Origin of the sequence: Alteromonas sp. MmMcT2-5, assembly GCF_022348315.1 — a bacterium.
Lineage (GTDB): Bacteria > Pseudomonadota > Gammaproteobacteria > Enterobacterales > Alteromonadaceae > Alteromonas > Alteromonas macleodii.
The window spans coordinates 1-6124 of record NZ_JAKRFB010000101.1 but is presented as its reverse complement, the minus strand read 5'-3'; the positions used below and the strand labels follow the sequence as shown (position 1 = coordinate 6124).

Sequence of the window (6124 nt, the reverse complement as noted above, 5' to 3'; positions counted from 1 at the left end):
TAGGCTCCAAGCTGAAAGTAAACCACCTCCGCAGCCATTTATTGGTGTGGTCTACAGAGGATTATGTCTTTTTAGAGGGGAAAATCCCTAGAACCCCTTCATGGTTGCATCATCATTGCCGAAGAAAACCCTTAACCCTTGCTGCAATTTTTCGACTGTGATTTTTACATTTTCTGATTCTGCTGACATGTCTCAATCTCTTAATGATTGGGACAACGTGGCTCACTGCGGCACGCAGCAAGACAGAAAGCGCGGTTAACATGTAAAACAAAACCCGACTTATTGAGAATCAACCCGTTCTATTCAACACAAAGTGCGTTATAAAGGGGGCGCGTAACGAGGCGCCCTACTACCAACGAAAAAGTGAATAACTCATCAAACAGCAGCAAATCCAACGAATAAACCATCCACAACCTTGTTGATAACTGGGTAAAGAAAATTACTACGGCAACATACCCTAAAATTCCCTAAACCAATAAACCCTTTTCTCACCAACCCAGCATAAGAACCCTAACCGGACTCATTGACTAAAGCACAAACGAGGACGACTCACCCACAACAAAAGACTCGCCTCACACACCACTATGCATCCACCAACCTGCCCCATAGTAAACGTACGTTACTTGTCCACTACCTGTGACCCACTTTCGTTTGCCTCCCCTACTCGCTCGCCAATTTCTCACGTTCTACCTGCACAACTGCGCGGAGCGCGCGGCCGCCGCAGCGAAGCTGCGGAAAGTTTAGCAAGACTGTATAGGGGTATGTTGCCGTAGTAATTGGCAGGTGGTTGTGTTTTTTCTTCAGAATCACGCGTACTATGGTCATTCCGTACTACACTGGTACCTACCACACCTATTCACATTAAGGACGATTATGAATGTACGCAAATATCTGGTTTTAGGCTCGTTAGCTTTAGCCGGATGCCAGTCTCCCGTTGATGATATGCTTAACAACAATTTTGTGCAGATAAAGGCTGAGCCGGCACCCTCACAAATCATTGGGTTCTGGACAGGTAACATGGGCCCTTACCTCGCGAGCCTCAGTTTCGATAAGTCGGGTAACGGGTACTTTTGCTATTCCTACGGAACAGCGGACGTTATTCAAAAGGTTAAATACGCTGAAGACACTATCTTTATCCAAGATGGAACCAGGTTAACGCTCGATGCTGTTTCTTCTGATGGCCTTAAAGTCTCATCAAATTACTTTGGCAGTACCGTCAGCGAGTTTTACTCTGATAATGAACGCAAAGCAGCTTCGGAATACTGTTCAACGCATGTTCGTACATAGCCTCGAGTGAAGAGTGACGCTTAACACGCAGAAACTACCGCCTCAGCTACTAAATTGCATTAGCGGAAGCAATATTGCGACAAAGCTAGTTGATATTCCAGATTACATCGAACGCATCATGCCTGATGGCAGAAAATCTCTCGGCCATTTGCGCAATGCTTAATTTTTGCAAATCATCAGCCTACCTGTAAAAAAAAGCCTCGCGACTGAGAGGCTTTGGGTTCAAATAAAAAATTACAGTTAATCGTTTATCAGTTCTGGATATTGATTTTTAAGAATCTCAAAGCAGTAATCTAGCCCAGCGGAAATAAAATCAGTCATTAATACATCTCTATCCCTTTTGAAGACGCTAATCTCAGGACTAAAACAAAACTTGTAGCCCACACCATTAATAAACTGGTTTGTACCGCCATCGTGTTTAACATGCTGGGTATTTGAGCTTGTCATAAGAGACATAGACTTATAAATCTTTTCCCTTACATCATTAGTATCTTGATCTACAGGGTTAGAAATTCGATAAACACTATCGCGCTTGAATGCAGCATTACCAAAGGAAACATCATATAAAGGTATAAAAGTGAGAAGCCTTTTGTTTCTATTAGTTAATACAGGGAGTAAAAGCTTTTTATCTCCCTGTTCGAGTACGTAAAGTGAAGGTATAGAAGCAATTTTGCGTGTTCCTACAAAAAGCTCGTCTTCAAATGTTTGACAAACTACTGATTCGTCAGCCTCATTTATAATTATTGTAGTGACAGGATTACTAATAGTGCTCATTATTGAAATATGACCTTTCCTAAAATTTCTATTTTTAACTCTCTGGTTGAAACGATTGAAGCACACTAGTAAGCGAAGAAAAAGAATCAACATCGTGTGATAGAGCGACGCCCCGCGAGCGCGAGGTGAAGTGGTTGGATTCAAAAGTCACAATTTACCTTATTTGGTTTTGTTCAACTTTACTTTATACAAAGCCAAAGCAAATGCTCCGATAATTCCAACAGCAATCAAAACCTTTGAAAATATATTGATACGATCACTAGTTTCTTGAACTTGTTTTGCCGAAGTACCGTAATCTAAGAACGGAGACTCATCAATTTGTAAGCTCCATACCGAGCAAGAATAACTCAGTTTTTGCTGGCATTCTTCCTTCGTTTCATCAACCAACACCTCAAACAGCGCATCACCCTGAGTGTTTTCAAAAACTTCCAATAATTTAAGATTCTCTTTTTTTGTTTTAACAATAAGTGCAGGTTCAAATCCACTCAATTTAAATTTGATACCGTTGCTCTTAGTCTCAAATGCATTGAGTTGGCCACTAATGATAGTCAACTCTGCTTTATTTGGAACCCCGCCGTCTTTTACAATAAAAACATAGTTTATATAGATGCCAACTAATATAGATAGAATACTTATAACAAACCAAGCGTTAACATACTTTTTTTCAGTCATTTTTTCTCTTCATGATTTTTAATTGATTGAACGATTAGTCTTTTTGGAGTTCATCGACGCCCATTTGTACTAGACCCGCAGTTGCTGTTTCCACGATAGCAGTAGCTTGCTCTTTAACCTCTTGCGCTACTTGAGACTTCGCATTACCTTGAACTGTAACACCAGCAACAACGTTACCGCTAACCGCCGCTACAGCTCCCTCTAACGCTGCTCCAGCTATTGCGACGCCGTCCATTTCTTGACCATTTATTAGTTGAGTTGTGGCTTCGCTTCCTCCACCTGCTAACGCACCTGTTGTCAATGATGCTACCGTGCCAGCTCCCTTTGCCATATTAATCAATGTCCCGATACCACCTGAGGCACCTCCGACTAGAGTTCCAACTGCCATCGCCCCAGCTTTTTCAGCGAAACTCATATCTGAATCTTTAATTGAATTATATGTTGTTGCAGCTCCAATAACTGCCCCGACTATAAATTGAACGAACTCCCCATCAGGGTCAGTATATTTATATGGATTGTTATTAGCGTAAGCATAGCGGTTGAAACCATGTGTAATGCTGTTGCCACGTTGCATGTGCCCCAACGCATCTACCGGGTCATTCGAATAAAAACGACCTATGACTGGATCATAGTATCGTGCCTGCATATAAATTAGTACAATTTATAAACCGCCAACAATTTAAGAATGTGTTTTTCTGCGGAAATATAAAACAACATGTGATGCTTGGTGAACCTGACACCAATAGTCTTGCAATCCACATAATTATTGACCTATAATAAATCCACCATAGAGCAGTTTTGTCAGATTTCACATAGATATGTCCGTATCCGCATTAGTCAACAATAGGTTATCTCGTATGCAACGAGGAACACCGTTTGCGATAGAGAAGTTTTACTCTCTAGGCTCTGTTACGGCTGTCCAAAAGGTAATGAGTAGACTTGCAAAAGAGGGACAAGTTGTTCGAGTGGCGAAAGGCATCTACTCTCGACCGAAACCACTGGCGGCCCTCCCTTCTGTTAAAATTGCAGCTAAAGCTGAAGATGTTGCTATAACTTGGGCTAAGGCTAATCATTACAAGATGGTTCCCCAGGGACTGGAGTCCGCCTACCGATTAGGGCTACAAACTCAAGCTCCATTAAAAACAATATTTTGGAGTTCCGGACCTTCACGTGTATTTAAAGTAGGGAATCAAGAGGTTCAGGTCAAACATACGGCTAATTTCAAACTCAGATGGCAGCATCGGCCTGAAGGTGAATTGTTACGCGGTTTAATGTTCGTATCTCCTGAACATACTTCGAAGCAACAATTGAGTACAGCTCTCAAACGTCTCAATATTTCACATGAAGAAAAATTGGTAGTGATAAACAAACTGCTCAACAACAGCAGCTTAAGGACTTGGAAAAACAAGTTATCTAGCGTAAAGCAAACCTTGACGTCATGAATTTGTTTGATCTTTATATCGATAATAAAAACCATAAAGATTTAACTGATATATTCACAGTTGGCGCACAACAGCATCCGGGCGGCTTACCTGCAAACTTTCTAGAAAAAGACATTTGGGTAACGGAGATACTAAGACTACTCTATGATGACTCGTTGCTAGGTAATATCTCAGTTGCATTTAAAGGGGGAACCGCATTAAGTAAATGCTGGAATGCAATTTCGCGTTTCTCTGAAGACATCGACCTGTCAATCCACTGGGCTGATTTATCTGGCCTCTCTGAAGAAGATGAATTAAAGGCATGGCAACAAAGTACCAAATCTAATAGCCAAGCTAAAAAATTCAGAGATAACCAACAAAGGCTACTAGAAGACTGGAGCAATGAATTTTTAGTACGTCTAAATCAAGAATTAGATAAATACCAGATTGAAGGTTTATACGCTGAAATTGAGCCAGATTCCAAAGGTGAAAAGGTTGATATTCACTTCCCACGAACCACACGTGGCTCAAATGATTACCAACTCGACCATGTGTTGTTAGAATTTGGCGGTCGTAACAGAGGAAAACCCACGGAAGCTTTGAATGTCGAGACGTACTTAAATCAATGTCCAGAATTAAGTAGCTTGGAATTACCCAGAGCAAATGTTAAAGCTTTCCAACAGGATTACATTTTGTGGGAAAAACTAACGGCTCTTCATCAATTTTCTACACAAACAAAAGAACCAAACCCTGTTAGATTGGCTCGTCATTGGTATGATGTTGATTGTTTGCTACAAAACAAATTTGCAGATCCGCTTGCGACAACTGAGGCTATGCAGGCCGTTATCGAAATGAAAAAGCACAGATGGTCTACTCCAGGTGTCGATTTTGAAGCCATTTTAAGCGGTGGATTGCGACTAATCCCTGATGGTGAAAGATTGCGCGCTGTCAATAAAGATCATGTGGAAGCTATTTCTGGAAAAATGTTTTTTACAGTTCCTGATGAATTTGAGTATATCGTTTCTCGTTTGGCTGATGCCCAAGAGGTATTTAATCAACATATGAGAGACTTAGTACAGAAATCAGGATAGTCCGCTTCCTCCTTCAATTAAAGTTTTTATTTTCATAAGATTAACAAAGTTTCGACCTATATACATGTATAGTTGAATAGTTAAAATACTTGAAAATGCAATTAAAAACTTATTTACTCCATGCCATCAATCCAGTCCATTGGTACTAGTTTGATACCATCTCTCCACTCTTCAACTACGTGACCATTAGCCAACTGGCTAACCAAGTGCGAAGGAGCATGGTCTAATACAATAACTTGCAACTTATTATTTGTTTTCTTAATCGCCTCGCTAAAGACGTTGAATATTATTTGAACTTGGACAATATCTTCATCTTGTTCCATCAAAGCTAAATCTTTTTCGTCACTTTCCTGTGGACTATTTAATTTATTCGGAAAATATACTTGGCTAGGCTGGTCATAAATAATATAGCTAGGTACCGGAGACTGTTTTTGTCCAGCGAAATGTTGATGAAGTGCTAGTGAAATTGCTACGTGATAAGATACCCAATTGGCACCACTACCAATTTCCCATAAATAGTCTTCTCGGCCATTGTTGTTGACTTTAATAGTCATTTCTTTCTCAGACAAAGATATTGGTGCGTCGGGGTTTTCTGTATCAAGACTTGGTAACCAATCAGTTGCAAGTTTATTTACTTTTTGAAGCTGAAGATAAGTTTTATGTTTCAATGACTGAGGATTTACTTGTTCCTTCAATCCTTCAAATTCTTTCTTCAGTCTTTTGTATTCTTTTTCCAGCTCTCTTTCGTCATCAGATGCCCCCATTGTTTTCAAAGCAATATGGGGTTCTAGGGATTTTCCCCTCTAAAGTAACATAGAACGCTACAGGTATTATATTATATGGTCTGTGGCGGTGGGTTACCTTCCAATATTCTGCCAT

General features: G+C 40.3%; 7 protein-coding genes. 3 read left to right on the top strand and 4 right to left on the bottom strand.

Going from position 1 to position 6124, the window contains the following annotated elements; translation table 11 throughout:
• Nucleotides 1-873 precede the first annotated feature (873 nt).
• Complete coding sequence (locus MHN09_RS20745) at nt 874-1287, top strand: J517_1871 family lipoprotein (protein ID WP_069945750.1); 414 nt, start codon at nt 874-876, stop codon at nt 1285-1287.
• Nucleotides 1288-1527: 240 nt separating this feature from the next.
• Here MHN09_RS20745 and MHN09_RS20740 read toward each other — a convergent pair whose 3' ends face one another.
• The 3 genes from MHN09_RS20740 to MHN09_RS20730 form a co-directional block, all read right to left on the bottom strand.
• Nucleotides 1528-2061, bottom strand: a complete 534-nt coding sequence (locus tag MHN09_RS20740) for a hypothetical protein (RefSeq protein WP_069945749.1) — start codon at nt 2059-2061, stop codon at nt 1528-1530.
• 159 nt (nt 2062-2220) lie between these two features.
• Nucleotides 2221-2733: a hypothetical protein gene (locus MHN09_RS20735; protein WP_069945748.1), complete on the bottom strand. Its 513-nt coding sequence runs from the start codon at nt 2731-2733 to the stop codon at nt 2221-2223.
• Nucleotides 2734-2767: 34 nt separating this feature from the next.
• The gene (locus tag MHN09_RS20730; RefSeq protein ID WP_069945747.1) at nt 2768-3379 is read right to left on the bottom strand and encodes an RHS repeat-associated core domain-containing protein; all 612 of its coding nucleotides are present in this window, start codon (nt 3377-3379) and stop codon (nt 2768-2770) included.
• Nucleotides 3380-3590: 211 nt separating this feature from the next.
• Here MHN09_RS20730 and MHN09_RS20725 point away from each other — a divergent pair, with 211 nt between their 5' ends.
• Complete coding sequence (locus MHN09_RS20725; protein WP_081334049.1) at nt 3591-4175, top strand: DUF6088 family protein; 585 nt, start codon at nt 3591-3593, stop codon at nt 4173-4175.
• Complete coding sequence (locus MHN09_RS20720) at nt 4172-5245, top strand: nucleotidyl transferase AbiEii/AbiGii toxin family protein (RefSeq protein WP_069945745.1); 1074 nt, start codon at nt 4172-4174, stop codon at nt 5243-5245. The genes MHN09_RS20725 and MHN09_RS20720 overlap by 4 nt, the downstream gene beginning before the upstream one ends.
• Before the next feature lie 113 nt (nt 5246-5358).
• Here the strand turns inward: MHN09_RS20720 and MHN09_RS20715 are convergent, their stop codons facing one another.
• On the bottom strand, nt 5359-6009 hold the full coding sequence (locus MHN09_RS20715; RefSeq protein WP_069945744.1) for a DUF3732 domain-containing protein: 651 nt from the start codon (nt 6007-6009) through the stop codon (nt 5359-5361).
• Nucleotides 6010-6124 lie beyond the last annotated feature (115 nt).